The organism is Sphaerisporangium sp. NPDC051017 (genome assembly GCF_040683095.1).
GTDB lineage: Bacteria > Actinomycetota > Actinomycetes > Streptosporangiales > Streptosporangiaceae > Sphaerisporangium.
In genome coordinates, this window is record NZ_JBFBCI010000062.1 from 13,178 (window position 1) to 37,381 (window position 24,204).

The 24,204-nt window shown below is 69.7% G+C and carries 21 protein-coding genes and 1 riboswitch; of the genes, 9 read left to right on the forward strand and 12 right to left on the reverse strand.

Translation table 11 applies throughout. The annotated features are described in order from the left end of the window. The first annotated feature begins 21 nt into the window (after nt 1-21). Nucleotides 22-693: a hypothetical protein gene (locus AB0M95_RS33530; RefSeq protein WP_363773425.1), complete on the forward strand. Its 672-nt coding sequence runs from the start codon at nt 22-24 to the stop codon at nt 691-693. A 140-nt stretch (nt 694-833) separates the two neighbouring features. On the opposite strand, the gene AB0M95_RS33535 is transcribed toward AB0M95_RS33530, so the two are convergent. The 3 genes from AB0M95_RS33535 to AB0M95_RS33545 all read right to left on the reverse strand — a co-directional run bounded on the left by AB0M95_RS33535 (nt 834) and on the right by AB0M95_RS33545 (nt 2,195). Then, nucleotides 834-1,145, reverse strand: a complete 312-nt coding sequence (locus tag AB0M95_RS33535) for a hypothetical protein (RefSeq protein ID WP_363773428.1) — start codon at nt 1,143-1,145, stop codon at nt 834-836. A 241-nt stretch (nt 1,146-1,386) separates the two neighbouring features. Then, nucleotides 1,387-1,542, reverse strand: a complete 156-nt coding sequence (locus AB0M95_RS33540; RefSeq protein WP_363773431.1) for a hypothetical protein — start codon at nt 1,540-1,542, stop codon at nt 1,387-1,389. A gap of 188 nt (nt 1,543-1,730) precedes the next feature. Then, nucleotides 1,731-2,195, reverse strand: a complete 465-nt coding sequence (locus AB0M95_RS33545) for a hypothetical protein (RefSeq protein ID WP_363773434.1) — start codon at nt 2,193-2,195, stop codon at nt 1,731-1,733. A 261-nt stretch (nt 2,196-2,456) separates the two neighbouring features. On the opposite strand from AB0M95_RS33545, the gene AB0M95_RS33550 reads away from it, so the two are divergent. Both AB0M95_RS33550 and AB0M95_RS33555 read left to right on the forward strand, forming a co-directional pair. Next, nucleotides 2,457-3,752, forward strand: a complete 1,296-nt coding sequence (locus tag AB0M95_RS33550; protein ID WP_363773512.1) for a SpoIIE family protein phosphatase — start codon at nt 2,457-2,459, stop codon at nt 3,750-3,752. Further along, the gene (locus AB0M95_RS33555) at nt 3,752-4,786 is read left to right on the forward strand and encodes a cobalamin B12-binding domain-containing protein (protein ID WP_363773437.1); all 1,035 of its coding nucleotides are present in this window, start codon (nt 3,752-3,754) and stop codon (nt 4,784-4,786) included. Before AB0M95_RS33550 ends, AB0M95_RS33555 begins: the two co-directional genes overlap by 1 nt. Before the next feature lie 440 nt (nt 4,787-5,226). Here the strand turns inward: AB0M95_RS33555 and AB0M95_RS33560 are convergent, their stop codons facing one another. The 7 genes from AB0M95_RS33560 to AB0M95_RS33590 form a co-directional block, all read right to left on the reverse strand. Continuing rightward, nucleotides 5,227-5,538 carry a hypothetical protein gene (locus AB0M95_RS33560; protein ID WP_363773440.1) on the reverse strand — a complete coding sequence of 104 codons (312 nt, stop codon included), beginning with the start codon at nt 5,536-5,538 and terminating at the stop codon, nt 5,227-5,229. Nucleotides 5,539-6,021: 483 nt separating this feature from the next. Then, nucleotides 6,022-6,675, reverse strand: coding sequence for an NYN domain-containing protein (locus AB0M95_RS33565; protein ID WP_363773442.1), 654 nt, complete (start codon nt 6,673-6,675; stop codon nt 6,022-6,024). A 119-nt stretch (nt 6,676-6,794) separates the two neighbouring features. After that, nucleotides 6,795-7,178, reverse strand: coding sequence for a hypothetical protein (locus tag AB0M95_RS33570; RefSeq protein ID WP_363773445.1), 384 nt, complete (start codon nt 7,176-7,178; stop codon nt 6,795-6,797). A 243-nt stretch (nt 7,179-7,421) separates the two neighbouring features. Next, on the reverse strand, nt 7,422-9,299 hold the full coding sequence (locus AB0M95_RS33575; RefSeq protein WP_363773448.1) for a hypothetical protein: 1,878 nt from the start codon (nt 9,297-9,299) through the stop codon (nt 7,422-7,424). A 7-nt stretch (nt 9,300-9,306) separates the two neighbouring features. Next, on the reverse strand, nt 9,307-10,953 hold the full coding sequence (locus AB0M95_RS33580; protein WP_363773451.1) for a DEAD/DEAH box helicase: 1,647 nt from the start codon (nt 10,951-10,953) through the stop codon (nt 9,307-9,309). Between the two features lie 217 nt (nt 10,954-11,170). After that, a complete protein-coding gene (locus AB0M95_RS33585; protein WP_363773454.1) occupies nt 11,171-11,527 on the reverse strand; it encodes a nucleotide pyrophosphohydrolase in 357 nt (118 codons plus the stop codon). 20 nt (nt 11,528-11,547) lie between these two features. Continuing rightward, nucleotides 11,548-12,693: an ADP-ribosylglycohydrolase family protein gene (locus AB0M95_RS33590; protein ID WP_363773456.1), complete on the reverse strand. Its 1,146-nt coding sequence runs from the start codon at nt 12,691-12,693 to the stop codon at nt 11,548-11,550. A gap of 271 nt (nt 12,694-12,964) precedes the next feature. Between AB0M95_RS33590 and AB0M95_RS33595 the strand changes: the two genes are divergently transcribed. Continuing rightward, nucleotides 12,965-13,252 (forward strand): hypothetical protein, encoded by a 288-nt coding sequence (locus AB0M95_RS33595; RefSeq protein ID WP_363773458.1) that lies wholly within the window; start codon nt 12,965-12,967, stop codon nt 13,250-13,252. Nucleotides 13,253-13,411: 159 nt separating this feature from the next. Further along, on the forward strand, nt 13,412-13,657 hold the full coding sequence (locus tag AB0M95_RS33600) for a hypothetical protein (RefSeq protein WP_363773459.1): 246 nt from the start codon (nt 13,412-13,414) through the stop codon (nt 13,655-13,657). A gap of 86 nt (nt 13,658-13,743) precedes the next feature. Here AB0M95_RS33600 and AB0M95_RS33605 read toward each other — a convergent pair whose 3' ends face one another. Further along, the gene (locus tag AB0M95_RS33605) at nt 13,744-17,178 is read right to left on the reverse strand and encodes an indolepyruvate ferredoxin oxidoreductase family protein (RefSeq protein WP_363773461.1); all 3,435 of its coding nucleotides are present in this window, start codon (nt 17,176-17,178) and stop codon (nt 13,744-13,746) included. A 154-nt stretch (nt 17,179-17,332) separates the two neighbouring features. On the opposite strand from AB0M95_RS33605, the gene AB0M95_RS33610 reads away from it, so the two are divergent. The 4 genes from AB0M95_RS33610 to AB0M95_RS33625 all read left to right on the forward strand — a co-directional run bounded on the left by AB0M95_RS33610 (nt 17,333) and on the right by AB0M95_RS33625 (nt 22,695). After that, the gene (locus AB0M95_RS33610) at nt 17,333-17,800 is read left to right on the forward strand and encodes an Lrp/AsnC family transcriptional regulator (RefSeq protein WP_358526363.1); all 468 of its coding nucleotides are present in this window, start codon (nt 17,333-17,335) and stop codon (nt 17,798-17,800) included. A gap of 159 nt (nt 17,801-17,959) precedes the next feature. After that, nucleotides 17,960-18,130, forward strand: a riboswitch (M-box (ykoK) riboswitch). A 251-nt stretch (nt 18,131-18,381) separates the two neighbouring features. Further along, nucleotides 18,382-18,567 carry a hypothetical protein gene (locus AB0M95_RS33615; RefSeq protein ID WP_363773464.1) on the forward strand — a complete coding sequence of 62 codons (186 nt, stop codon included), beginning with the start codon at nt 18,382-18,384 and terminating at the stop codon, nt 18,565-18,567. Between the two features lie 365 nt (nt 18,568-18,932). After that, nucleotides 18,933-20,666, forward strand: coding sequence for an ABC transporter ATP-binding protein (locus AB0M95_RS33620; protein ID WP_363773467.1), 1,734 nt, complete (start codon nt 18,933-18,935; stop codon nt 20,664-20,666). Nucleotides 20,667-20,802: 136 nt separating this feature from the next. Beyond that, the gene (locus AB0M95_RS33625) at nt 20,803-22,695 is read left to right on the forward strand and encodes an ABC transporter ATP-binding protein (protein WP_363773470.1); all 1,893 of its coding nucleotides are present in this window, start codon (nt 20,803-20,805) and stop codon (nt 22,693-22,695) included. Between the two features lie 369 nt (nt 22,696-23,064). Here AB0M95_RS33625 and AB0M95_RS33630 read toward each other — a convergent pair whose 3' ends face one another. After that, complete coding sequence (locus AB0M95_RS33630) at nt 23,065-23,922, reverse strand: hypothetical protein (RefSeq protein ID WP_363773473.1); 858 nt, start codon at nt 23,920-23,922, stop codon at nt 23,065-23,067. Nucleotides 23,923-24,204: the final 282 nt, after the last annotated feature.

A 24,204-nucleotide genomic window follows, 5' to 3' on the forward strand; every position in this document is an offset into this window, starting at 1 on the left:
CGATGATCAGGAGCAGAGACCATGGGTACCTTCGTACTCGGTGTGCTGAGCTCCATCCTTGCGACGGCGCTCACCGTGGCGGGAGGGTGGGTCGTCTCCCCCTGGGCGAGGCAACTCCCTGTGGTCCTGCTCTCGCGACTGACCGGGCTGGGAGTCCGTCGCGTCTACGCCCGGCAGAAACTGGCCAATCTCGATTTGCCGGCCGAACTTGCCCGGGCCCGCTGGGTGAAGGTGCTCGCCGGGCGCGGGAACGAGATGACACGTGATGGGTTCGCCGCCGTCTGGGAGAACATCGGCAAGCGGTTGCGATCGGTGGAGATACTGCTACCCGATCCGGATCTCGGCCCGGCGTCCTGGCTTACCGCGAGAGAAGCGGAGTTACTCCGAATCGACCCAGGATTCGCCGTCGGACTGCTGGGGGAGCAGATCCGATTGAACGCCGCGTATATAACTGCGGCGACCTCCGATCGCGAAGACGTCCATCTGCGGTTCTACGATCTGCCCAACCTGCATCGCGTCATTGTGACCGACCGGGTCGCCTACCTCACGGTCTATGGGCCCGCGGAACACGGCCGCAACTCACCATGCCTGGAAGCGCGCCGGCCCGGGTTGGTGTACGAGTACGCACTGCTGTTGTTCGCAACGGCATGGGCACATTCCCGACCGGCATCCGCCCCACCAGTCGAACATTGACCGAAGAGGCGCTGGTCACTCTGTCGCAGTGGGCGGCTCGCCGCGGACAGGGTCTCCTTTGGTGGCTTTTGAAGAAGAAGGGCTCGCCTGGGCTCAGAACACGGAACTCGCGGGACTGGAGGGCCGCCAGAAGTTCGGGTCTACGAGGTGCTTTGGGCAGGTTGTGCCGTGGTTCGGTTCCGGTTGCATTCGTACCCTGCCGCCACGCCACGGAGGTACGCTGCGGCGGCTTGTGCGCTGAAGTCGTCGAGTTCCCAGAGCGCATTCCAGATGCGCTTTGCCGACTCTTGGCAGTCAGCTGTCGGTGAGCAATCCAAGATTTGCGACCACGACGCGTTGCGTTCGACCAGGTAGGCGAGCTGTCGTAGCCATGCTGGACTGATCCGCTGCACGGCGTCGATCGAGGCCTCCTCGAATTGGACCATGATCTCTGAAATGTCATCGTCTTCCATCTCGACACTCCTTGCGTTAGCGGAAATCGGACCATCAATGCTCTTGTGGCATCCGGCTCGGTCGCCGGCGCCATGGCCGGCCGCCAGGAAGGGGCGGAACTGGAAGGATGCACGCCGGGCGTCGCGGGGGAATGGCACCATGCTGACTCGGGTGATGTGAGACGGTGACATCACCATCTGGGAACAGGGTCCGGGAATCGCCGCGCACATGCCTGAGGATGGGCATGTGCGCGGAGTGCTGTCAGCGTCTCCGGTTGTCGGTCTGTTTCGGATGCCCGGTGCCGGCCCGTGTGATCCACAGGGTGCGGTGCTCGTCGTCGATGGCGTACCAGATCCGCCCGCCTGAGGTGGCTTCGTACTGCCACTGCTCCAACGACTCGCCACCCACCTTCACCATGCCAAGTCCACCTCTCAAGGGGTGCTGCCGACCGTCCACATGGCGCGGATCGGCGGTGATCGCGACCCATGCCCGGTCCGGGTTCTCCGCCGTTTGGGCGAGAAGATGGTTCCAGCCCTCGGCTGCTCTGCGGTCGGCGAACCGTACGACCCAAGGCTTGGGGCGGGGCACCTCCTGTGCCCGCCCGGTCACGCCGACTCGCCGAGCGGCCGTGGAACCTCCGCGCCATCGCCGGGGAAGGGCCCTTGGAGGTCCCCGGCGAGCTGGGGGTCGCTCCACGCCACAGCGGTGGAACGCCAGGAAATGAGCGCCCTGCTGAAGGGCACCAGCTCGCCCGTATCGGCTCCGGCCAGCAGATGCCCAAGGAGCTCACGCACACATGCGTGCCGCTCGCTCTCGGGCAGCCAGGTCGTCCACGGCAGTTCCTCGGCCAGGACCTCCTCGGCCAGATCGCTGTTACGCCGGGCGACGATCGCGAGGGCGCGGGCCGCGATGCGCAGCGAGGCCGCACCGGCTTCGAAACGCTCGGCGCGCATGAGGACGAGATTCTCGTCGTCTCTTCGCTCCAGCACGACGTCGGCATCGTCCAGGGAGGGCAGCACCTGAGAAGGCCCACGCAAGAAGGCGCTGTACGGGAAGCTCTTCGTCGCCATGACTTCATGCTATCTGAACTACTTCAGATCACCACTCGGCGCCACCGGTTCAGCGCTCTGGTGCTCCAGCCACCGAGAGGGTCCAACCGCGAGAGGGGCGTCAGGCGACCATGGAGAGGGCCGGCTCGTCGACGGCTACCTTGCGGCGCGGAAGAGCGACCACCGTTGGTTGGGCAAGTCTCGGCAAACTACTTCTATTTCCGTAATGGCCGGCAAAGGGCGGCGGGTAGCGTAGGTGGAGGCCACACGGAAGGCCTGGTGATGGTAGAAGCACAGGCCGAGAGTTGCCGTACCCAATTCCTTCTGGAGATCGGCTCCCGGCTGTCGGCCTCACTGAACACCCGCCGGTGCGCTCATGCCACGGCGGAACTCGCCACGTCGTTCCTCGCCGATGCCGCCACCGTGGTGCTGTCGCCGGACGACCGCCGCAGGGTGAGGTGGCTACGTGCCGTCGCCGAGCGGGCCGCGCCGGAGGAGGGCGAGGTCCCGGCCACGGCCGCCGCCGTGGTGCCCGGTCTCAGGGAGGCGTTGGCAGGCCTGCCGGGGTCCATCCGGTGGCTGGACCCGGGTGACGCGCCTGAGTGGCTGCTGCCCGGCGAATTCGGCCCGCCCCGCCGCCTGCTGGTGGCGGCGCTGCCGGGGAACGCGATATGCACGGGGGCCCTGGTGCTCGCCCGCCGTGCCGACGGCCCCGCGTTCGACGCGGACGCGGAGATGATGGCCTGCGCCCTGGCCGTACGTGCAGGCGCCGCCATCTCCGCAGCCGTGCTGTACGAGAAGCAGAGCTCGATCAATGCGATCCTTACCGCCGACCTGCTGCCGCGGCCCCTGCCGGAGCTGGAAGGGATGGAGCTGGCTGGATCGCTGCGCGCGTCCCAGCAGGCCGGCCAGATCGGGGGCGACTTCTATGATGCCTACCTGCCCGAGCCGGGAGGCGGGCCGGAGCGCGCGGCAATGCTGATCCTCGGTGATGTGTGTGGCAAGGGCGCGCAGGCCGCCGTGTTCGCCGGCCGGGTGCGCCATTGCCTGCGCGCGCTGTTGCTGCTGGAGAGCCGCCCGGAACGACTGGTCGACCTGCTCAACCGGTCCCTGCTGGACTCTCCCGTGCCCTACTCCCAAGTCACGCTGGTCTTGGGTGCGCTGCACCGTGCCGCTCGGGGGCACTTGTGCATCGACCTGGCGGTGGCCGGACATCCGCCGCCGCTGATCCTGCGCCAGGATGGCACTGTGGACGAGGTCGCCTCCACCGGCTGCCTGCTCGGTGTGCTGGAGGAGACCGGTGTGCGCCCGGTCACCGTCGATCTCGCCCCTGGCGAGGTGTGCCTGCTCTACAGCGACGGCATCACCGAGGCCTTCGGCGGCCCCATCGGCCGGGAGATGTACGGCGAGGACCGGCTGAAGAGCGCCCTCGCCAGCTGTGCGGGGATGCCGGCCTCGGCGCTGGTGGAGCGGCTGGAGCAGCTCAGCACCGACTGGCTGGCCGGCGGCGACCACGACGACCAGGCGCTCCTGGCCATCCGGTCCGGTCCGCCTTCCGGCAGGGAAGATCCGATCTGATGAGCGGCCTGATCAGCGTCGCCCTGGACCTGTACCTGGAACGGATCGGCGAGGCCGACGATCAGGGCGCCGTGGACTTGGTCCTCGGCCTTTTGGACGACGGCGTCCCCGCCGAGGACCTGCTGCTGCGGCTGGTCGTCCCTGCCCAGCGCCGGGTCGGCGAGCTATGGGCGGCCAATCAGTGGTCTGTCGCCCGGGAGCACGCCGCCACTGCCGTCAGCGAGGCGGCTGTAGCCGCCGTCGCTGTGCGAGCGTGTCCCCGGCCCACCCGTGGCCGGGTCACGGTGGCCTGCGCCTACGGGGAGTACCACGCGCTGCCCGCCCGGCTCCTGGCCGAGGTACTGCGCCTGCGCGGGTGGCAGGTTGACTTCCTCGGCGCCAGCGTGCCCGGGCCGCATCTGATGACCTACCTGCACCAGACCGGTCCCGACCTGGTCGCCCTGAGCTGCACGCTGCCTACACGCCTGCCCCGCGCGCACTCCGTCCTCACCGCCTGCCGGTCCGCCGGGATGCCCGTACTGGCCGGCGGGACCGGCTTCGGGCTCGACGGGCGTTACGCCCGGCTGCTGGGCGCCGACGTGTGGGCGCCCACCGCGGACGCGGCCGCCGACAACCTCGAGGCCGGCCCCCTGCCGTCGTTCCCCGCCTCTCCGGACGCCCCGGCCCACGTGACCGGCGAGGAGTACACCCAGCTGCTCCAGCGCCGCCCCGATTTGCTGGCCGGCGTGCTGGACGCCCTCACCCGCACCTACCCGCCGATGGCGTCCTACGATGCCCGGCAGATGGAGCGCACCGCCGAGGACCTGGGCCACATCGCCGACTTCCTCTGCGCCGCGCTCTACGTGGACGACGCGGCGATGTTCGGTGAGTTCATCGCCTGGACCTGTGCCGTGTTGCGGGCGCGCGGGGTGCCGGCCGAGGCCGTCGTGACCGGGCTGCGGATCCTGCACGACCGGCTGCGCGACCTGCCCCGCGCCTGCCGGTCACTGACGGAGGGAATCCGGGCGGCGCAGGCCGCCGCCCGCTCCGGCTGAAAGTCAGCGGGTGTCGGATTGCGGATCCACCACCGGCCGGCGTCTTCGCCAACCGGTACGGCAGGGCGTGGGCCGCGCCCGACTCGCGCTTGCCGCTTGAGGAGGAGGTCCTGTCGCGGGCACTCGCCCTCCCGGACGACGAGATTTCGCGTCGCCTCCCGATCCCGGGGAGTTGATGGCGTGGAGTGCCGGGGTGGGTGATCCGGATAGGTTTTCTGTGCTATTCGTTTACGTCGGGGAGTCGTTCATGTAAAGATCGTTGGCCTTGTTCGGTAGTGGCGTTGCGAAGGGGTCGGTGTGAAGGCCAACGAGACGACGGTCACCCCGACGTATGCCTTCATACAGGGAATTATGCATCTCGTTGATCTACCCTGTCACTCGATTGCCGGAGAAGATCGGCCCTGTCGTGTCGGAGCCGTCTCTTGCGGCACCGCATGGATCTACGAGGTGCTTTGGGCAGGTGGTGCCGTGATTCGGTTCCCGTTGCATTCGTACCCTGCCGCCACGCCACGGAGGTACGCTGCGGCGGCTTGTGCGCTGAAGTCGTCGAGTTCCCAGAGAGCATTCCAGATGCGCTGTGCCGATTCTTGGTAGTCGGCTGTCGGTGAGCAACGCAGGATTTCCGACCACGATGCGCCTCGTTCGACCAGGTCGGCGAGCTGTCGTAGCCACACCGGACTGATCCGCTGCACGGCGTCGATCGCGGCCCCCTCGAATCGGGCCATGATCTCTGAAACGTCATCGTCTTCCATCTCGGCACTCCTTTCGTTAGCGGAAAATCGGAACATCAATGCTTTTGTGGCATCCGTCTCGGTCGCCGGCGTGGGCCTGCCGCCGCTGAAGAGGTACGTCGCGCTGAGCAGGGGTCCCTGACGCTGAGTGCCGCTGCGGCCGGGCGCGCCGAGGACTCCGTCAAGCTGCGCTGGTGGGGACAGGTGCAGCCGGGCAAGAACTGCCGCCCCAGCAAGGATGACCCCACCAAGTGCGATCCGTACATCAACCCGCAGACCGGGTCGATCCCGCTGACCCGGGCCCAACCCGGGCCCAGACCGTGGGCTATGGCCGCCGCGGATGTCTAGGCTTGTGGCCTCTTCGTCTGGCTGTGTCGTGACGGACCTTTTCGCGTTGCTCAGAGTGAGTTGACAGACACGGAGACGGGCCTGTTTACTGGCTTCAACAGCGCCACCGAACTCGTGTCGGTGGTTGAAGGCCCCGCCCATTGGACGGGGCCTCACTTATCTCTCCCAGAGTTCAGGGTCCCAGAGTGCGGGGCGTCGGAAGACGCCCTCGTGGTCGTAGAGCTTTTCGGGAAATTGGCAGACCACGAGGGCCTGTTGCTTGATCTGTCGGAAGAATGCCGGCGGGATCTGCCGCAGATGCCAACTGGCGGAGGAGAGCCGGCCGGGGGTGAAGAGCCCGACCGGCACCCGATAGTCGTGGCAGGCCATGCGGATGGGTTCGGCGAGATCCGCGTCATTGCTGATCACGACGGCGAACTCACAGTCATGGGTGAGAGCGTCCGCCATCAGGTACGCGCCGAGATTGACGTCCGTCCCCTTCTCCTCGACCTTGATCACTTCGACAGTGGCCGGGCCCGTGAGGGGCGGTTCGGCCAGGCGCATCCGCGTGCGGCTGACTTGGAACCTGCCCAGATGGACATTGAGGTGGGGGATGGTGGCCAGAGCTCGCAGGTAGAGGTCCTGTCGGTTGTGTTTGTCCGGGTCGTCAGGCCAGGACACGACCTTGGCCGTGAAGTAGCGGATGCGGTGGATCTCGTGATCGGGGAGGAGTCGACGGGCGAGGGCGTCGAGGTTCAGCCACTTGCATGGGCTGCCCTTGAGGCGCCCATAGAAAAGATTGAACCCGTCGACGTAGACATTGGTCAGCACAGGGTAAATGTACCGTCACGATCAGTGAGGTTTTGCAGGTTGCTCGAGCCCCGGCGGGCATGATCTCTTGCGGCGAGCCTTTCGGAGTTTCACCGGCTGCGCAGCGGGCTGCTCGCCGGCTACCTGGCCGCCGTGCGACGCTCGCGGTTCTCGCGGGTGGCGGCGGTGGCGTCCAGGAGTTCGGCCACGCTGCGTGGGGTGGTGTCGCTCTTGGCGCCGGTGTCCGTCTCGCCCTTGAAGCGGCGGAGCAGCTCCATGTGCACCTGCCCGGCGTCACCTCGGGCGGCGCGGAGGAGCAGTGCGTTCTTGTCCTTCTCCGGCAGGTCCGCGATCCACCGGGTCGGCTTCCTTGGATCGTCTCGGCCGCTGGGTGCCTTGGGGCTGGCCGTCGCGGCGGTCGCGAGCAGGTCGGCGTCGAGGCGCAGGAAGTCGGCGAGGGCCTGCTGAGCCGCGGTGAGCGAGCCCAGACCCGCGGGGAGGGGTGGCTCCAGCTCGTCTTCCATGTCGTCGTCGAACGCTTCTTCGTCCCGCTCCCAGGTGCCGACCGCGGCGAGCCAGGCAAGATACAGCGGCCGTAGGTCGCCCGCGGCGAGTTCGGCGCGGATGCCGACGATGCCCGAGAGCCACCCCTCGGGGTCGTCGACCAGGAGAGAACCCCCTCACCTGGTTCGAATCCAGGTAGGCCCAATGGGCCTACTGGCACATCTAGCTCCTGGGCCTTCCTCACGACCGGTCGGCTGCAATCTTCACCAGAGTCGGGTCGAGGACAGTTGGAGTCGGCGGGCCAGGGTCTTGTCGGCGGCTCGGACGGCGTCCTCGGCGACGCGGTACAGTTCGGCGACCTCGTTGTAGTGGCCGCGATCTCCAGCCCGGTAGATCACCATGCGGTCGATCGCGGCCGCGACCGCCTTCGGCTGATGCGTGTGGAACACCGCGTCCTGGTCGGAGATGCGCTGCCAGGCGGTGAGCATCCGCAGGACCAACGGCAGGCCGTGGTAGGGCATTGAGTGTTTCCAGATGAGCCGTTCCACCTGGTCCAGGCCGCGGGGGGCCGGCAGGTTCCGCGTAGCCCGGCCAAGACCTTGCATGAGCATCCAATGCGGGTGCAGTCTGTGGCCCGGTTCGTTGACGTTCGGCAGCAGTTCCTCGGCCAGGGCGGTCGACCCGTCGAGCCGCCAGGTGATCTGGTACCCGTAGAGGTAGTCGCCTTCCCGGACCTGGCCGCTCACCGCCTCCGGTTGCTCGGGGTGCGGCCGGCAGGCTTTCGCCGTGTGGCCCGTCGGGCGTGCCCCCATCCCGAAGAGCGTTTCGGGGCCGTTCACGCCATACAACCGGAACAGGGTCGCGGCCGGAGAGTCGGGCATGAGAAGGCCGCCGAGGGCCGGGTTGCCCCGGACGACCGAGGTCCAGAACTCGCGAGCGAGTTTCTCGCCTGCTTTCGGCGTGGCCTGTGATTTCGCCTTGGGCGGGAGGACCTGCTGCTTCCCGGCGGCTCTGATGGCAGGCGTGGTCGTGGCCGCCTGGGCGGAGATGGATACGGCGGGCTTCGCCGCGACGGGTTCGATCCGCGGAGGCGGCGTCACGGGGTCGGAGGGCTTGGCCAGACAGGACTCGCAGCCCAGCTTGGTCTTCCCGGCGACCAGCGGCTCCGGCGTCCCGCAACTCGGGCAGCGCAGCGCGGCGAACATACCGACCGGGGTCAGGTAGTCGAGTACCAGCGGGTAGCGCCGTGAACCGCGCAGCACGTGAACCGGGAGCCGGATCGCCGGCACCTGCACGACATGCAGCTGGAACGGTCGGATCTCGTGATGGGCCTGGTACTTCTCGGCGATCTCGTCGAGCCGCCGAGTACGTTCTTCCCGTGTGGCCGTGAGTCGCGCGGCCAGGAGCGCGGCCCGCTCCGCGTCGGCGCCGCGGAGCCGGTTCTCGATGGAGGTGATCTGGTCGTCGTAGTAGTCGCGGGCTCGCTGCCGCTCCTGCTCGTACGCCGTTCGGAACTGTCCGGCGAGCGCGTCACGCCTGATGAGCGCGGCCGCCTCGATCATGCGGTGCGTCTCGGTGAGCGCCTCCTCGACCCCGCTCGGCAGGTCCGCCCGTGGCTGGGCGGGCGGGAGCCGCAGGAGCTTGGGCATCCACTCGCCCGGCAGCGGCAGCCGGGACCGGATGTCCAGCCAGCACTCCGCTCGTTCCTGGAAGTGGTCCTCCGACGACAGCGCGTAGGTGATCAGAACGCCCGCCCGGAGCATCGGGCGGACCGTCGCCACGGTGGAGCCGGCGGGGTCGATCCTGCCGTGGTCGACGGGGAACTGGTCGCGGGCCTTGGCCAGCAGTACGTCGGCGCTGGGTGGTACGGACGCCGGTGGAGCGAGTGCCACGATCCCGGCGTCCCCTCGCGTCAGCACCAGGTCGGCGGCCCGGCTGAGCGCGGGGTGGCCGGTGGCCATGAAGGTCAGGCCGTCCTCGCGAGCCGCTTCGGGGTCGGAGGTCACGGTGAGTTCGGCGGGCAGGTCGAACTCCTGCGCCAGGGCGGGTGGCAGCAACACCAGGTTGCCGTCCGTCACGGGCTCGGCCAGCCCGCCTTCGGCCTCGACGTAGCGCAACCAGAAACGCAGTGCCGGATCCATTGTCTCCTCAGTCGTCACCGACCAGGGCGTCGATCGCGCCCCGGCCGGCAAGATAATCGGTGCGGGCCCGGGCCAGATCGTCACCCAGTGACTCCAGCCGGTCTCCGAAGTCGTCGTCGTCTCCGGCCGAGACGAAGGCGTCGAAGACGGACTCCTCGAAGTCGAAGTCGTCGTCGACCCGGCCGAGGATCATGTCGAGCTCCCCGACCACCAGCTCGAACAGGTTGATCTTCTTTTCCAGGACATGCAGGATGCGCTGTTCGATCGTGCCGCGAGCGACCAGGTTGGTGAGGAGCACGTCGTGGGTCTGGCCGACCCGGTGCAACCGGCCCAGCCGCTGTTCGATCTGCATCGGGTTCCACGGCAGGTCCATGTTGACCATCACGTGGCAGAACTGCAGGTTGCGCCCCTCGCCCGCCGACTCGGTCGACAGCAGCACCGGCACCTCGTCCTGGAATGAGGCGACCGCCTTGTCCTTGTCGTGCCGGGACAGACTGCCGTGGTACACGGCGGCGGGGATTCCTTCCTTCTCCAGGGCCTGGGCGAGGCTGTCCAGGGTCTGGCGGTAGGCGGTGAAGACGAGGACCTTCTCCTCCCGTTCGACGAACGGCTTCAGGCGGTGCACCAGCTCGGCCGTCTTCTCATGTCGCTGTACGGCTCGCGCCGCCGACGCGAGCTCATCCCAGCCGATCTTGGCCAACGTGGGCGCGGCCGCCGCAGGACTGGAACCGGCCAGCTTGGCGAGCGCGCGTAGCGTGAACCGGTGGCTGTGCGGAGCGTCGCCGGCCTCGGCACGGATCCGCCGCAGCAGAGCGGAGTAGAACGCCGCCTCCTCCTCGGCCGGCGCGACCAGGACGGTCTCGGCCAACCGCTGTGGCAGCAGCACCGAGACCTCGCTGCGGCGGTGCCGCACCATGACCTCACGGGTCCGGGCTCGAAGCTCGGCGGGGTCACGCGGACTGTGCGGGCCGCTGCCGTGCCTGGACTTGAACTGAGCCGCAGTGCCGAGCAGGCCGGGTGAGACGATGCTGACCAGCTCATAGAGGTCCTGCAGCTTGTTCTCGACGGGGGTGGCGGTGAGCAGCAGGTAGTAGCGGCCGCGCAACTCCCTGGCCAGCTTTCCCGAGGCGCTGCGTACGCCGCGTACGCGGTGCGCCTCGTCGATGATCACCAAGTCCCATGGTTCGGCGGTGAGCCTGGAACGCAGCGGATCGCGTCGGCCGGTGGCCAGTGAGGCGACCACGACGGCTCCGTCCTCGTCCCAGCCCTTGCCGGTGGCCACGGTGGTGGGCAGTCCGAACTTACGGCCGAGCTCCTCGCACCACTGGCCGACCAGCCCCGTAGGGGTGACGACGAGTGAACGAGCGGCGAGGCCCCGGGCGCGCAACTCCGACAGCACAAGCCCGGCCTCGATGGTCTTGCCCAGGCCGACCTCGTCGGCCAGGATGGCCCGCCCTCGCATGCGGCGCAGCACCGTCTTCGCGGCGGAGACCTGGTAGTCGAAGGGCTCGAAACCCAGCCTGGGCAGGGACAGGAACGTGTCGAAGCCGGGCCTGCTCCACACATCCGCGGCATCCCGCACGAGCGACGCCCGCCATGGCTCCACGGGACGATTGAGCTGGCCGAGCAACGACCCATAAACGCTGAGTGACATGGCTGAGTCTCATGGAGTGACGGAGAAGGCGGGCCGCCATCCTAGCGGGCGGCCGGGCCTGGTGTCCGCCGGTTCTCTTGAGGCTTGCCTCGAACAGCCGTAGCCCAGCCCGCCAGGTGCGCGTCTCCTTCCCGGATGAGGCCGGCGGGGGCGCTCACCTCGTGATACGTGTTCGGGTAGGTCGCCGTACGACGAGGGCTCCCGGCCCGTGCGCTTCTCAGGTGAGCGGTGGGGCCTTTCGCGCGGAGCCTCGGTAGTGTTCGACCGTGTAGCGCTTCTCGCTCTCGTCCAGTTTCGTGTGTGCTGCTTGGACGAGGTCGATCTGGAGGGTGTCGGACAGGCGGAGCAGGAAGATCATCACGTCGCCGACTTCTGAGCGGACGCGCGCGGACGCCTCAGGATCGTCCATGACCGCGGAGGATTCCGCGGGCGTCAGCCACTGGAACTCGGCGAGCAGTTCCCCGACCTCCCCTGCCAGCGCCATCGCCAGGTTCTTCGGTGTGTGGAACTGCTCCCAGTCCCGGGCCTGGGCGAAGCGCCGCAGCCGTTCGGCCAGTTCGTCGAGCTCGCTCATGGCAGCAAGCTACCCACTGCTCAGGAGCCGGGGTACCTGCCCCGGGGGAGATCTCCGCCGGAGAACCAGGTGGTGAAATCGTCGGCGAGTTCGGTGATGGTGTCGCGGCCTTCCAGTCGCGAGAGCCAGTGCCGGGGCAGGGCCGTCTCGCCGTGGCTGGCTCCGAGGATGTTGCCGCAGATGGCACCGGTCGAGTCGCTGTCGCCGGAGTGGTTGACGGCCAGCAGCAGCGCGCGCTCGACATCGTGTACGTGGACCAGGGCGCAGTAGACGGCGATCGCGAGCGCCTCTTCGGCGACCCAGGCGCCGCCGAGCGTTTCCACCGCCTCGGGCGTCGGGTCATTCTCCGAGGCCAGGGCGACCGCGGCCTGGATCGCGGCGGTGGTCTCTTCGTGTCCGGGGTGCCCGGAGAGCAGGTCGAGGGCCTCTTGGACGGCGTCCGCCAGCGTGTGGCCCTGAGCGAGGAAGAACACGAGCGCCGCGAAGGCCCCCGCGGCGAGGTAGCCGGTCGGATGGCCGTGGGTGATCTGGGCGCAGGCCGCCGCCAGGCGGAAGGCGTCGCGTGGTTCGCGGCACGCCAGGCCGAACGGGGCCGAGCGCATGACCGTGCCGCACCCCTTGGAATCGGGGTTGACCGTGCCGGCCGCGCCCGCCACGGCCGGAGGGCCGGGTTCGTGGCGCAGGCCGGACAGGCAGGCGTTGCCCGGCGCACGGCGGTCGTAGAGCCAGGTCTGCCCGCGCAGCCGGCCGCTGCGGACGAGCCCGTCCTCGGGCGGCGGGGACTTGTGCTGCTGGGTGTCGAGCCAGCGAAGGTACGCGTTACGCACGACGTCCACCTCGGCGCAGAAGCCTCGTTCCCGTGCACGGACGCCCGCACGGATCAGGCCCTCGACGGTGAACAGCGTCATCTGGGTGTCGTCGGTGATCAGGCCGATCTCGCCGCGCCGATCGGGAACGAGGTCGCTCAGCCCCGCATCCCCGTGCCGGTGACGGATGGCGGCGATGGAGTCGAACTCGATGGGCGCCCCGAGCGCGTCACCGATCGCCCCGCCGAGAAGGCAGCCGCGTACCCTGCTCCCGAACGTCACGTCGCTGTGCCCGGCCTCGCGCATGATGGTGATCTCCTTCGCACGGATGACCCTGACCGTACCGGCAGCAGCCGCCACGTCGCGCTCGATCTCTGCTGATTCACGGGCTTTTGCGTAGCACTGTTCTGTCTCTTGGAGGGGCGCGTCGAAGCCGAAATCCCTGGCCAGACCGTCCCAAGGGAGGCGGCGCGGTTCGGCGGCGGCTTCGGGGTGGATGAGCGGGGTGGGGCGCCCGGCCCCGTGTGAACGATGTCTCGCGCGACTACGTTGAGGGAGGCGGATCGTCAAGCGGCGTGCCGGTCGGTGAAGCTTTACCTTGCACCGGGCGTGATGTGAGGAGAGCAGGCACATGAGTGTTGCAGGTGGCGCGGCCACGAGTTCCAGCGTCGCCGAGCGGATCCGCGGCCGCATGGGACAGCTGTCGGCCGGGGAGCGCAAGGTCGCGCGGGCTCTGCTGGCGCACTATCCGTCGGCGGGTCTGGGATCCACCCACGAGCTCGCGCAACGTGCCGGCGTCAGCGCGCCGACCGTCGTGGTTCGCCCTCGTGGTGGCCTTCACCGCGGTGGCGTCGGCGTTCGCGAGCCCGCTGTCCTCCTCTGCGGCCGCCGCCCGCATGCTCTTCGCTCTCTCCCGTGACGTTTTCGGGCCGAAGGCTCTCTCCCGCGTCGACCCTCGCACCGGTCTCCCCGCGCCGCCCTGGTCGCCGTCGCCCTCGTCACGCTCGTCCTCGACGTCGTCGTCTGGGCGGCCGGGGTCGGTGCCCTCGACGCCCACTACTGGTTCGCCACCCTCGGCGTGCTGCGCGTCCTCGTCGCGTACGCCGTGGCAGGCGTCGGCGTCATCGCCTTCACCTTCTCCGGCCGCTCCGCCATCCCTCGCTGGGAGGTGGTGCTGCCGGTGGCCGGCATCGCATGGCTGGTGATCGGCACGCTGGTACGGGCCGGACTGCGGGGCATCGCCGCCGGATACCCCGAGCCGACGGTGTGGCCGGAGAACAGCACCGAGGCCGAGTTGTCGGGCGTGCCCCGCCTGCCCGCATGAGTAGGGCGGATCTCCGGCACCGTCCGGGGTGATACCCCGGACGCCGGGACGAACCGCCGCGTGCAGGACGCATCGACGGTCACGGTCTACTCCTGGGGGCGGTTCGTACGGGTCACCGCCGGGCGCTCGGCGCTCAACTGGGCCAGAGCGGTGGCGGCGCGGTCGCGGAACTCGGTGACGCGGGCGAGCTTGATGTCCTCGTAGCCGCGGATCACCTCCGGCAGGGCCGCGAGGGTGGCGACGTCGTCGGCGGTGCCCGGCGTGAGCCGGTCCAGTCCCTCGCGCACCATCTCCCGGTACTCACCGACGAGTTCGCGTTCGACCCGGCGTACCCGTGCGTAGCCGAAGACGTCGAGAGCGGTGCCGCGCAGCACGCGGGCCGCGCGCAGCACGCGGAACAACGCCCCGGCGCTACGGCGCAGCCTGATCTTGCGTTTCATGCCCATGGCGCGCAGCAGCGGCGGGTGCAGCAGCACCGACACGACGGCGTCCGGACCGAACTCGTGGTCGCGCCAGGCTCGCTCGGCCGGGTCGAGGTGCAGCCGGGCGACCTCGTACTCGTCCTTGTAGGCCATGAGCTTGTGCAGGCCGCGGGCATAGGCCAGGCCGATGCGCGTGCCGGCTTCCTCCCCTGCGCGTTCGGCGGCGAGCGCGGCGACGCGGCGCACGTCTTCGGCGTACGAGTCGGCGTAGGCCGAGTTCTGGTAGCCGGTCAGGTCGGCGATCCGCACGGCCAGCACGTCCGACAGGGCCTCGCCGGTGGAGGCGGAGACCGCCGCCGAAGGGTCGGCGGCCCGGAGCACCGCCTCGCGGTCCACGACGGCGGCGCGGCCCCAGCGGAAGGCCGCCAGGTTCTGGTCGGCGGCGGCCTTGTTGAGCCGGATGGCACGCTCGATGGCCTCGGCTGAAACGGGCAGGCAACCGTGCTGGTACGCGGCGCCGAGCAGGAGCATGTTGGCGGGCATGTGGTCGGCGAACAGCGCCTCGGCCAGGCCGTGGGCGTCGAGGTAGAGGTTGTCGGCGGACCGGGTGGCCGACTCGATGCGGACGATCGCGTCGGCGGGCGAGCCGGGCATCGCGGCGCGGCCGGTGACCATGGCGGCGGTGGGGACCACGGCGGTGCTGACGACGGCGATCGTGTGCTCGGGAGACGCGACGGCGAGGTTGCCGTCGGCGGCGGCGCCGAGCAGGTCGAACCCGATCAGCACGTCGGCTGCGCCGTGGGAGGCCCGCACCGCGCCGGCGACGGGCCGCGGCGAGATGCGCACGTCGCTGACGACGGGACCCCCCTTCTGCGCGAGCCCCGTCTGCTCCAGCCCGGCCGCGTGCAGGCCTTCGAGGTGCGCGGCCATCTGCAGGATCTGCGAGACCGTGACGACGCCGGTGCCGCCGATGCCGGGTATCCGCAGCAGCACCGGCCTGCCGGGGAACCTCGGTGCCGGTTCGGTGAGTTCCACCGGCAGCGGCGGCACCTGCCGGGCGCGGCGGGTGCCCGGCTCCACGAGCAGGAACGACGGGCAGTCTCCCTTGAGGCAGCTCAGATCGGAGTTGCACGATGACTGGTGGATGTGGGTCTTGCGGCCGAATTCGGTCTCCACCGGCTGCACCGACAGGCAGGACGAGACGTCTCCGCAGTCGCCGCAGCCTTCGCAGACCCGCTTGTTGACGACGACCTTGGCCGTCGGGGTGGGCAGCTTGCCACGCTTGCGCAGCCGGCGCTCCTCGGCCGCGCAGCGGTCGTCATGGATGAGCACGGTCACCCCGTCGAGCCCGGCGAGTTCCTTCTCCACGGCGGGGAGGTCGTCGCGGTGCCGCACGCCGGCGATCGGCGCCAGCCGGACGCCCCGGTAGGTCTGCGGTTCCGCCGTCGTGACGATGATGCGGCGGACCCCCTCGGCGGCCAGCGCCCGGGTCAGCGCGGGCACGTCGAGGCGGCCCTCGGCGCGCTGGCCTCCGGTCATGGCCACGGCGTCGTTGTAGAGCAGCTTGTACGTGATCGGCACACCGGCGGCGACGGCGGCGCGGATGGCCAGGGAGCCCGAATGATGGAAGGTGCCGTCGCCGAGGTTCTGCACGAAGTGCCGGTCATCGGTGAACGGCGCCAGGCCGATCCACTGCGCGCCCTCGCCGCCCATCTGGGTGATGCCGATCTGGGTGCCGCGCCCGTGTCCGTCGAGAGCGATCATGATGTGGCAGCCGATGCCGACACCGACCAGCGTGTCGTCGGCGGTGCGAGTGGAGGCGTTGTGCGGGCAGCCGGAGCAGAAGTAGGGGGTGCGCGCGGCGACGATCGGCAGGAGGCCGCGTGAGCGCTTCGGGCGGGACAGGCGGACGGCCGCCCTGGGCAGCCTGTCCGCCCCGACGCACGCGGCCAGCGCCTTGGCGATGTCGTCGGCGCCGAGGGTGCCGCGGGTGGTCAGCAGCTCCCGGCCCACCACGACCGGCGTGCGCTCCCCGCCGTACAGCGCCTGCTTCAGCTGGCCCTCCAGGAACGGCACCTTGTCCTCCACCACGAGCACGCGCTCAAGGTCGGCGGTCATGGCGGCCAGGTCGCCGTGGTCGAGGGGGAACGGCATCGCGAGCTTGATGAGCCGCAGCCCGAGGTCGTCCATCGCCGCCTCGTCCAGGCCGAGGTCTTCCAGGGCGCGCTGAACCACCGCGTAGGCGGTGCCGGAGGCGAGGATGCCGAGCCGGGCACGCCGCGCGGCGAACGTCACCTTGTTCAGGCCGTTCGCGCGGGCGTAGGCACGGGCGAGGTCGAGCCTGCGCGTCAGCATGTCGTGTTCGGCGTCCAGCGAGGCCGGGCCGACCAGGACGGATGACGGGCCCCGGTCGGCGGGCACGGGGGCGGGGACACCGTCGCGAAGCCGGTCGAGGTCGACGGTGGCCGACGCGTCGGCGACGTCAGCGATGATCTTCAGGCCGGTCCACAGACCGGTGGCCCTCGACAGGGCCACGGCGTGCAGCCCGAACTCGATGATCTCCGCCACGGAGCCGGGAGCGAGCAGGGGCATCGACAGGCTCTGGCACATCGGTTCGCACGAGCTGGGCACGGTCGAGGACTTGCTGCCCGGGTCGTCACCGATCCAGGCCACCGCGCCGCCGAGTGCTGAGGTGCCCGCCAGGTTGCCGTGCCGGATCGCGTCGGCGGCTCGGTCCAGGCCCGGGTTCTTGCCGTACCAGAAGCCCGTCACCCCTTCGTGCCGCCGCCCGGGCACCTGGTCGAGCAACTGGGTGCCGGCCACCGCGGTCGCCGCCAGCTCCTCGTTCAGCCCGGGTTGGAACACCACGCCCGCCGGGTCCAGGAACCTCGCGGCCCGGCCCATCTCCATGTCCACTCCGGCCAGGGGCGAGCCCTGGTAGCCCGAGACGAAGACCTGCGTGTTCAGGCCATGCTCCTGGTCCAGGCGGCGCTGCTCCAGCGTGAGGCGGACCAGGGCCTGGATACCAGAGATGAGAACACGACCGGCCGTGGCCGTGTACTTGTCGTCAAGCGACACTGTGGCGGGACCCACGCTCACGCGAACCTCCTGGCTTGGTAAGGGCACCCCAAGCACAGCAACGCGGTTGACCTGCACGCAAGTATCGGCGGACAAAAGCGCAATAACACGCAAACCCTTTGCGCCATTGCTTGGAATGGATAGTGTTCTTTGCGCGATAGAGAGGGGCTCCACCATGCCTGACCTGGACGACATCGATCACCGGGTGCTGCGACTGCTGCGCGAGGACGGGCGGCGGACCTTCTCCGAGATGGCCACCGAGATCGGGCTGTCGGTGGCCGCGGTCAAGAGGCGCGTGGACCGGCTGCGGGAAATCGGCGTGATCACCGGCTTCTCCGTGCAGATCGACTACGCCAAGCTCGGCTGGGGCATCGAAGCCTTCACCGAGCTTCGCTACCCCGGCACCACCCCGGTCGGCCAGATCGTCCGCACGGCCGCCGACGCGCCGGAGGTGCAGGCGGTCTACACGATCGCCGGCGATCCCGACGCGCTCATCCAGGTCCGCGTCCGCGACCTCGGCCACCTCCAGCAGGTCATCGATCGGCTCCGCCGGGCCGGGGACGTCACCGGCACCAAGACGCTGCTGGTCCTGGGCTCCTGGACCCGCGACACCCTCACCCCGCCGGCGCGCCGCACCGCGTGAACCGCCCCGCTCGCCACCGGCATCCCACCCGGGGCAGGAAAGGGCTCGTGCGGAGGCGCGGTGACGGGCGATCCTCCTGGTCCTGGATGTCCGCCACATCCAGGGAGATCTTCCGCGCCGCGCTTGACGGTGGTGGGGGGAAGGGGGTGTCCTGGATAGGTGGCACCTCGTTCGGTGAGGCGTCCGCGCGGACACAGGCCACTGACCCCACGACATCGAGAGATGCCCAGGGTCAGGACAGGTTTCCCCGGCTTAAGGGGTGACCCCAGGTGGCTTCCCATCAAGGGATCACGCCGCGCAGTGCCGAAGCTCTTACATGAGGGGTGCTGGTCATTCATCGGTCCGCCGTCGAGACGGCGCGTGCGCGGGCGCCGAGGCGTGCCCGCGGGCGGTGTGAGGACGAGGAGGTGAAGCGAAATGGATGGCGATTGCCATAGTCGACCGTCCCGTTCCGTGACACCCCGCACCCATCGCCCGCGTCGGCACGGCTGAGGTAGAGCCCGCCACGGTCTCCACCGCGTGCAGCGTGCGGCGGTGCTTCCGCGGGGCGTTCCCCCTTGCGCAAGCAGAGGAGGTCCGCCATGACCATCACGATCACGCTGCCCCGGCTGCTGGTGAGCACCGACGTGCAGCGACTCCTGCGTGCCCTGTGGCCGCTGGCGGCCGTCGCGCTGCCCGTGGTCGCGGAGGCCGTCGGGGCGTCCTTCGTCGTATGCCTGGCCGTGGAGATCGCCGTACGGATGGCCGACCAGGCCGTGAGTGCGTAGACCACCCGGGAGCGGTACCGGGACGGCGTCCGCCCGGTGGCCTCGTCAGGCCGCCGGGCGCTCGCCGTCGAACCGGCGGCGGAGCCGGTCCAGGTCTGCCTTGTGGCCCAGTCGAACGCCACGATGACCTCCGGCTCGTACAGGAGGCCGATCGCGTCGCCGTAGACGGGATGCGGCATCTGGACGGCGCCGCCGTCGAGCCGCCCGCAGCCTTCTGCCCCCTGTGACAAACGTATCGGCACGCGAGGCGGTTCGTCCTGCCATTCCGCCGGGGGAAAAATCCCAGGTGCGTGAGCTACGTGCTCCTATAGCGTGTTCCGCGTGATTTCGACACCCCACCGCGCCGTCTCCACGAGGGCGCACCCATGTTGAGCCGCCTGCTGCGCATCCACCTGAGGCCCTACTCGGCGGCGCTGGCCGCCGTCGTGCTGTTCCAGCTGGTGGGCACCATCGCGTCGTTGTACCTGCCGAGCCTGAACGCCGACATCATCGACCATGGCGTCGCCGCCGGGGACACCGGCTACATCCTGTCCGCCGGTGGGTGGATGCTCGCTGTGTCGCTGGTGCAGATCGCCTGTTCGGTGGCAGCCGTCTACTACGGGGCCAAGGTGGCGGCCGGATTCGGGCGCGACGTCCGGTCGGCGGTGTTCCACCGGGTGCTCGGGTTCTCCACCCGGGAGGTCTCGCAGTTCGGGGCGCCGTCCCTGATCACCCGGACGACCAACGACGTGCAGCAGGTCCAGATGCTCGTCGTCATGACGTGCACCATGCTGGTGGCCGCGCCGATCATGGGGCTCGGCGGCATCATCATGGCGCTGAAGCAGGACATCGGGCTGTCGTGGCTGATGCTAGTGTGCGTCCCGGCGCTGCTCATCGCGATCGGGCTGATCGTCTCCCGCATGGTCCCCCAGTTCCGGTCGATGCAGACGCGCATCGACGCGGTCAACCAGGTGCTGCGCGAGCAGTTGACCGGCATCCGCGTCGTGCGGGCGTTCGTCCGGGAACGTGAGGAGACGCGCAGGTTCGCCCAGGCGAACGACGACCTGACCGGGACGGCGCTGATCGTGGGACGGCTGACCGTGCTGATCTTCCCCACCGTGATGCTGATCTTCAACGCCTCCAGCGTCGCCGTCCTGTGGTTCGGCGCCGCCCGGGTGGACAACGGGGAGATGCAGATCGGCGCCCTCACCGCGTTCCTCATGTACCTGATGCAGATCCTGATGTCGATGATGATGGCCACCTTCATCTCGATCATGATCCCGCGCGCCGCCGTCTGCGCCGAGCGCATCGGCGAGGTCCTGGACACCGAGTCGTCCGTACGCCCGGCCGAGCGGCCGGTACGGCAGGTGGGCACGCGCGCCGAGCTGGAGATGCGCGACGTCGAGTTCCGCTACCCGGGCGCGGCGGCGCCGGTGCTGTCGGGCATCTCGTTCCGCGCCGCCGCGGGGCAGACCACCGCCGTCATCGGCAGCACCGGCTCGGGCAAGACCACGCTCGTCTCGCTGGTGCCGCGGCTGTTCGACGCCACGGCCGGGGCCGTCCTGGTCGACGGCGTCGACGTCCGGGAGCTGGAACCCCAGATGCTGTGGACGCGCATCGGCCTGGTGCCCCAGAAGCCGTACCTGTTCACCGGCACCGTCGCGAGCAACCTGCGGTACGGCAACCCGAACGCCACCGACGAGGAACTGTGGGAGGCGCTGGAGGTCGCCCAGGCGCGCGACTTCGTCGAGGCGATGCCCGAGGGCCTGGAGGCGCCGATCTCGCAGGGCGGCACGAACGTGTCCGGCGGGCAGCGGCAGCGGCTCTCGATAGCCCGGGCGCTGGTCAGCAAGCCCGAGATCTACCTGTTCGACGACTCGTTCTCGGCCCTGGACCTGGCCACCGACGCCCGGCTGCGCGCGGCCCTGCGTCCGCACACGGCCGAGGCCGCCGTCGTCATCGTCGGCCAGCGGGTGTCCACCATCGCCGACGCCGACCAGATCATCGTCCTGGACGACGGCGTGATCGCCGGCATCGGGACGCACGAGCAACTACTGGAGACCTGCCCGACCTACGTCGAGATCGTGGAGTCCCAGGTGACCGCCGGGAGCGCAGTATGAGCCGGATGCACACCGGCCGCGAAGAGGGGGCGAAATGAGCGACCGGACCGCGGCGCCCGCGCGTCCACGGCCGCCCGCAGGGGGTGGCCCGTTCGGGCGGGGGCCCTTCGGGGGCGGGATGCCCGCGGAGAAGTCGATGAACTTCGGGCCCTCGGCCCGGCGGCTGATCGGCCGGCTGCGCCCCGAACGTGCGAGGATCATCGCCGTCATCGCCCTCGCCGTGATCAGCGTGGTCTTCGCCGTCATCGGCCCGAAGATCCTCGGCCGCGCGACGGACCTCATCTTCAGCGGCATCGTCAGCAGGCAGTTGCCCGCTGGGACGACCCCCGAGCAGGCGGTCGAGGCCGCCCGCGCGTCCGGCAACGGCAACTTCGCCGACATGCTCGCCCGGATGGACCTCGTCCCCGGCCAGGGCATCGACTTCGGCGCGCTCGGCACGGCGCTGGTCTGGGCGCTGGTGCTGTTCGTCGCGGCGTCGCTGTTCATGTGGCTGCAGGGCTACCTGCTCAACGACGTCACGCAGCGGACGGTGTACCGGCTGCGGTCGGACGTCGAGGACAAGATGAACCGGCTGCCCCTGAAGTTCTTCGACGGCCAGCCGCGCGGCGAGCTGCTCAGCCGCGTCACCAACGACATCGACAACGTGTCCCAGACCCTGCAGCAGACGCTGAGCCAGCTTCTCACCTCGCTGCTGACCGTGATCGGCGTGCTGGCGATGATGATCTTCATCTCGCCGCTGCTCGCGCTGATCGCCCTGGTGACGATCCCGCTGTCGATGATCGTCACCGCGCTCGTCGCCAAGCGCTCGCAGAAACTCTTCGTCGCACAGTGGGCGCACACCGGCACCCTCAACGCCCACATCGAGGAGGCGTTCACCGGCCACGAACTGGTCAAGGTGTTCGGACGCGGGCCCGAGGTCGAAGAGGTGTTCGGGGAGCGCAACGAGCAGTTGTACAAGGCCGGGTTCGGCGCCCAGTTCATCTCCGGCATCGTCATGCCGATGATGATGTTCATCGGCAACCTCAACTACGTCGCCATCGCCGTCGTCGGAGGGCTGCGGGTCGCCACCGGGACGATGAGCCTCGGCGACGTCCAGGCGTTCATCCAGTACTCCCGGCAGTTCACCCAGCCGCTGACCCAGGTCGCCTCGATGACCAACCTGCTGCAGTCCGGCGTGGCGTCGGCCGAGCGGGTCTTCGAGCTGCTGGACGCCGAGGAACAGACCCCCGACCCCGCCGACCCGGCGCTGCCCGCCGCCCGGCGCGGGCGCGTCGAGTTCGAGCACGTGTCCTTCCGCTACGACCCGGAGCAGCCCCTCATCGAGGACCTGTCCCTGGTGGCGGACCCCGGGCACACGATCGCCATCGTCGGCCCGACCGGCGCGGGGAAGACCACCCTGGTCAACCTCATCATGCGCTTCTACGAACTGGACGGCGGGCGCATCACGCTGGACGGCGTCGACATCACGGCGATGCGCCGCGAGGACCTGCGTTCGCACATCGGCATGGTGCTCCAGGACACGTGGCTGTTCGGCGGGACGATCCGCGACAACATCGCCTACGGCAACCCGGACGCCACCGACGAGCAGGTGCACGCGGCGGCGCGGGCGACGTACGTCGACCGGTTCGTCCGCACCCTGCCCGACGGCTACGACACGGTGATCGACGAGGAGGGCGGCAACGTCAGCGCCGGCGAGAAGCAGCTTCTCACCATCGCCCGCGCCTTCCTCGCCAACCCGTCCCTGCTGATCCTCGACGAGGCCACCAGCTCGGTCGACACGCGCACGGAGGTGCTGGTCCAGCACGCCATGGCCGCCCTGCGCACCGACCGCACGAGCTTCGTCATCGCCCACCGGCTGTCGACGATCCGCGACGCCGACCTCATCCTGGTGATGGAGGCGGGCCGCATCGTCGAGCACGGCACGCACGAGGAACTGCTGGAGGCCCGCGGCGCCTACCACCGCCTGTACTCCGCCCAGTTCAGCGGCGCCCTTGTCTCAGCGGACGGCGACGCGCCCGCCGCGACCTGACGAACCGCGGGGACGAATCCTGCCACGGGAGGGCGAACCCGTGGCAGGAGGACGACGGACCCGCGGCCGGGCCGGTCACACGGCTCAGCCCGGGGTCTGGGCGGTCTCCAGCCTCCGGATGATCGGGCTCAGCGGGGCGTTCAGCTCTCTGATGGGTACTCGTCTGGACGTCGGCGCGGGTATGCCCCGCGCGCGCCGTCTCGCCTTCCCATCCTGTGAACCGCCGACGAGCCTGGACCGTCTGTATCAGCGTGACGCGACGTTCGAACCCTGACCGTGCCGAGCCGTCACCGATGACCAGGCTCCGGGCCGTCACCGGCGGGGCTCCCGGGACGTCACCCACGGTCCGGAGCCCGGGCCGTGGTTCCGTCAGCGCCCGGCCGAGCTCCGGGCCTCCGCTGCCGCGTCCAGTAGTTCGGCCACCGTACGGCGGGTGAGAGTGTCGGCGGGGGGCTCGGCTGTGTTGTGGAAGCGGCGGAGTAGTTCCAGGCGGGCGGATCCGGCCTCGCCGCCGGTGACGCGTAGCAGCAGCGCGTCCTTCTCGCTCGCAGGCAGAGCCGCGATCCACTCGGCCAGTTTCCCGGGGTCGGCGGTGCGTTCGGGGGCGCTGGCGGTGGCGGCCGTCGCGAGCAGGTCGGGGTCCAGGCGCAGGAACGCGGCGAGCGCCTGCTGGGACGGGGTCGGGGAGGCCAGGCCGGCGGGGACGGGCGGTTCGGTCTCGTCCTCGAATTCCTCGTCGAAGGCGTTCTCGTCGCGCTCCCACGTGCCGACCGCCGCCAGCCAGGCGATGTAGAGGGGACGCAGGTCGCCGGAGGCCAGGTCGGCGCGCACCTCGGCGATGAGCGCCAGCGAGCCGTCGTCGTCATCGTCCTCGCCGTCGCCCTCCTCGCTCAGCAGTTCGATGACGAGGTGGTCGCCCGAGCCCGAGACCCACGCCTCGACCTGCTCGTCGAGCAGGTAGGGCTCGGCGGCGCCGAGGTCGAGGGCCTCCGTCGGCAGCCGCAGCATCACCTGGCGGGTGCCGGAGCCGTCGGCGTACAGGTGAGCGTCGTAGTAGCGCTCAATCATCGCGGCAGGGTCGCCGCCGAAGTCGTCGGACTTGTACTCGCCGGTGAAGGCGGTCGCGGTGACGTCCGCCTCGGCGGACAGGGCGCGGACCTCGGACTGCTCGCCGGGGGTCAGCGGGCGGTCCAGCGCGAGGAATTCGTAGTACCGGTAGTCGCTCATCTGTCCACTCGTCCGGTGCCGATGGGTGCTGCCCTTACCCGTTGGGAGAGGCCGCGTGCGCGTGATCCCGCCGCCCGTGCCCGGATCCGTACGGGCGCCCGTTGCGGGCCGGTCGGTCGCGATCACCGCGCGATGAGCATAGTGGAGGTGAAGTTCTGATGCGGTGCGCTCCCCCGGATCCGCCGGACGGCCCCGCCGCGGCGCGCGGACGGGCACGTGGTCCCGGCGCGGATTCCAGGTCCCCGGTCCTGTCCCCGAGTCCCGGTCCGCGGTCCCGTCCCC